This is a genomic window from Pseudomonas protegens, from assembly GCF_003732485.1.
Classification (GTDB): Bacteria; Pseudomonadota; Gammaproteobacteria; order Pseudomonadales; family Pseudomonadaceae; genus Aquipseudomonas; species Aquipseudomonas protegens_B.
In genome coordinates this window covers 23,054-25,972 of the sequence record NZ_MOAK01000013.1, presented here as the reverse complement: position 1 = coordinate 25,972, position 2,919 = coordinate 23,054, and the positions used below count along the sequence as shown (strand labels likewise).

The 2,919-nt window shown below is 61.1% G+C and carries 2 protein-coding genes; both read left to right on the top strand.

Annotation, left to right across the window (positions count from 1 at the left end):
• On the top strand, positions 1-2,000 hold a 2,000-nt coding region (gene aceE / locus BLX41_RS00665; protein ID WP_259744289.1), incomplete at its 5' end, for a pyruvate dehydrogenase (acetyl-transferring), homodimeric type.
• 11 nt (positions 2,001-2,011) lie between these two features.
• Positions 2,012-2,919 (top strand): biotin/lipoyl-containing protein (locus tag BLX41_RS34110; RefSeq protein WP_311197387.1); only part of this gene is annotated, 908 nt, incomplete at its 3' end.

Genomic DNA, 2,919 nt, shown 5'->3' with positions numbered 1-2,919 from the left:
AGCAGAAAGTCTGGTGCTTCATGGGCGACGGCGAGTGCGACGAGCCGGAATCCCTGGGCGCGATCTCCCTGGCCGGCCGCGAGAAGCTGGACAACCTGATCTTCGTCATCAACTGCAACCTGCAGCGCCTCGACGGCCCGGTTCGCGGCAACGGCAAGATCATCCAGGAACTCGAAGGCGTGTTCCGTGGTGCCCAGTGGAACGTCAACAAGGTGGTCTGGGGCCGTTTCTGGGACCCACTGCTGGCCAAGGACGTCGACGGCATCCTGCAACGTCGCATGGACGAAGTCATTGACGGCGAGTACCAGAACTACAAGGCCAAGGACGGTGCGTTCGTCCGTGAGCACTTCTTCAATACCCCTGAACTCAAGGCGATGGTTGCCGATCTGTCCGACGACGAGATCTGGAAACTCAACCGCGGCGGCCACGACCCGTACAAGGTCTATGCGGCCTACCACGAAGCGGTCAACCACAAAGAGCAGCCGACCGTCATCCTGGCCAAGACCATCAAGGGTTATGGCACCGGCGCCGGCGAAGCGAAGAACACCGCGCACAACACGAAGAAAGTCGACGTCGACAGCCTGAAGCTGTTCCGCGACCGTTTCGACATTCCGGTGAAAGACGACGACATCGAGAACCTGCCGTTCTTCAAGCCAGAAGAAGGCAGCGCCGAAGCCCGTTACCTGAGCGAGCGTCGTGCCGCACTGGGCGGTTTCGTGCCGCAGCGTCGCGCCAAGAGCTTCAGCGTCCCGACTCCGCCACTGGATACCCTCAAGGCCATCCTCGACGGCTCGGGCGACCGTGAAATCTCCACCACCATGGCCTTCGTGCGGATCCTCGCGCAGCTGGTCAAGGACAAGGAAATCGGCCAGCGCATCGTGCCGATCATCCCGGACGAAGCCCGTACCTTTGGTATGGAAGGCATGTTCCGCCAGTTGGGCATCTACTCCTCCGTCGGCCAGCTCTACGAGCCAGTCGATAAAGACCAGGTGATGTTCTACCGCGAAGACAAGAAGGGCCAGATCCTCGAAGAGGGCATCAACGAAGCGGGCGCCATGAGCTCCTTCATCGCTGCCGGTACTTCGTACTCCAGCCACAACCAGCCAATGCTGCCGTTCTACATCTTCTATTCGATGTTCGGCTTCCAGCGTATCGGCGACCTGGCCTGGGCTGCCGGCGACAGCCGTACCCGGGGCTTCCTGATCGGCGGTACTGCCGGCCGTACCACCCTCAACGGTGAAGGCCTGCAGCACGAAGACGGTCACAGCCACATGCTGGCCGGGACCATCCCGAACTGCCGCACCTTTGATCCGACCTACGGCTACGAGCTGGCGGTGATCATCCAGGACGGCATGAAGAAGATGACCGAAGAGCAACAGGACGTCTTCTACTACATCACCGTGATGAACGAGTCCTACCAGCAGCCAGCCATGCCGGCCGGTGTCGAGGAAGGCATCATCAAGGGCATGTACCTGCTGGAAGAAGACACCCGCGAAGCCGCGCACCACGTGCAGCTGATGGGCTCCGGCACCATTCTGCGTGAAGTCCGCGAAGCAGCGAAGATCCTGCGTGACGAGTTCAACGTCGCTGCCGACGTCTGGAGCGTGACCAGCTTCAACGAACTGCGTCGCGACGGCCTGGCCGTAGAGCGCAGCAACCGTCTGCACCCTGGCCAGAAGCCGAAGCTGAGCTACGTCGAAGAGTGCCTGAACGGCCGTAAAGGTCCGGTCATCGCCTCCACCGACTACATGAAGCTGTTCGCCGAGCAGATCCGCCAGTGGGTCCCATCCAAGGAATTCAAAGTCCTGGGTACCGATGGTTTCGGCCGCAGCGACAGCCGCAAGAAACTGCGTCACTTCTTCGAAGTAGACCGTCACTTCGTGGTGTTGGCAGCCCTGGAAGCCTTGGCTGACCGTGGTGACATCGAACCTAAGGTCGTGGCTGAAGCCATCACCAAGTTCGGTATCAACCCGGAAAAACGCAACCCACTGGACTGCTGAGGAGACTTTCTGTGAGCGAACTCATTCGCGTACCTGACATCGGCAGCGGTGAAGGTGAAGTAATCGAACTGATGGTCAAGGTCGGCGATCGCATCGAAGCCGACCAGAGCATCCTGACCCTGGAGTCGGACAAGGCCAGCATGGAAATTCCTGCGCCGAAATCCGGCGTGGTCAAAAGCCTGAAAGTGAAGCTGGGCGACCGCCTGAAAGAAGGCGACGAACTGCTGGAGCTGGAAGTCGAGGGCGCCGCTGCTGCGGCCCCGGCAGCTGCACCGGCTGCAAAAGCTGAAGCCAAACCCGCTGCTGCTCCTGCCGCAGTGCCAGCCTCGGCCCCTGCTGCCGCTTCGGTTCAGCAAGTGCACGTGCCGGACATCGGTTCGTCGGGCAAGGCCCAGATCATCGAGATCCAGGTCAAGGTCGGCGACAAGGTCGAGGCTGATCAATCACTGATCACCCTGGAATCCGACAAGGCAAGCATGGAAATCCCGTCGCCTGCCGCTGGCGTGGTCAAGGCCATCAGCGTCAAGCTCAACGACGAAGTCGGCACCGGCGACCTGATCCTGGATCTGGAAGTGGCGGGTGCTGCGACTCCTGCTGCTGCCGCCCCAGCCCAGGCTGCTGCTCCGGCCGCTGCCGCTGCGCCTGCTCCTGCAGCAGCCCCGGCTGCTCCAGTGGCTGACAGTGTTCAGGACATCCACGTTCCGGACATCGGTTCGGCCGGCAAGGCCAAGATCATCGAGGTGTTGGTCAAGGCTGGCGACAGCGTTGAAGCCGACCAGTCGCTGATCACCCTGGAATCCGACAAGGCGAGCATGGAAATTCCATCGCCTGCCGCTGGCGTGGTGGAAAGCGTTTCCATCAAGCTGGACGACGAAGTCGGCACCGGCGATCTGATCCTCAAGCTGAAAGTCAAAGGCGC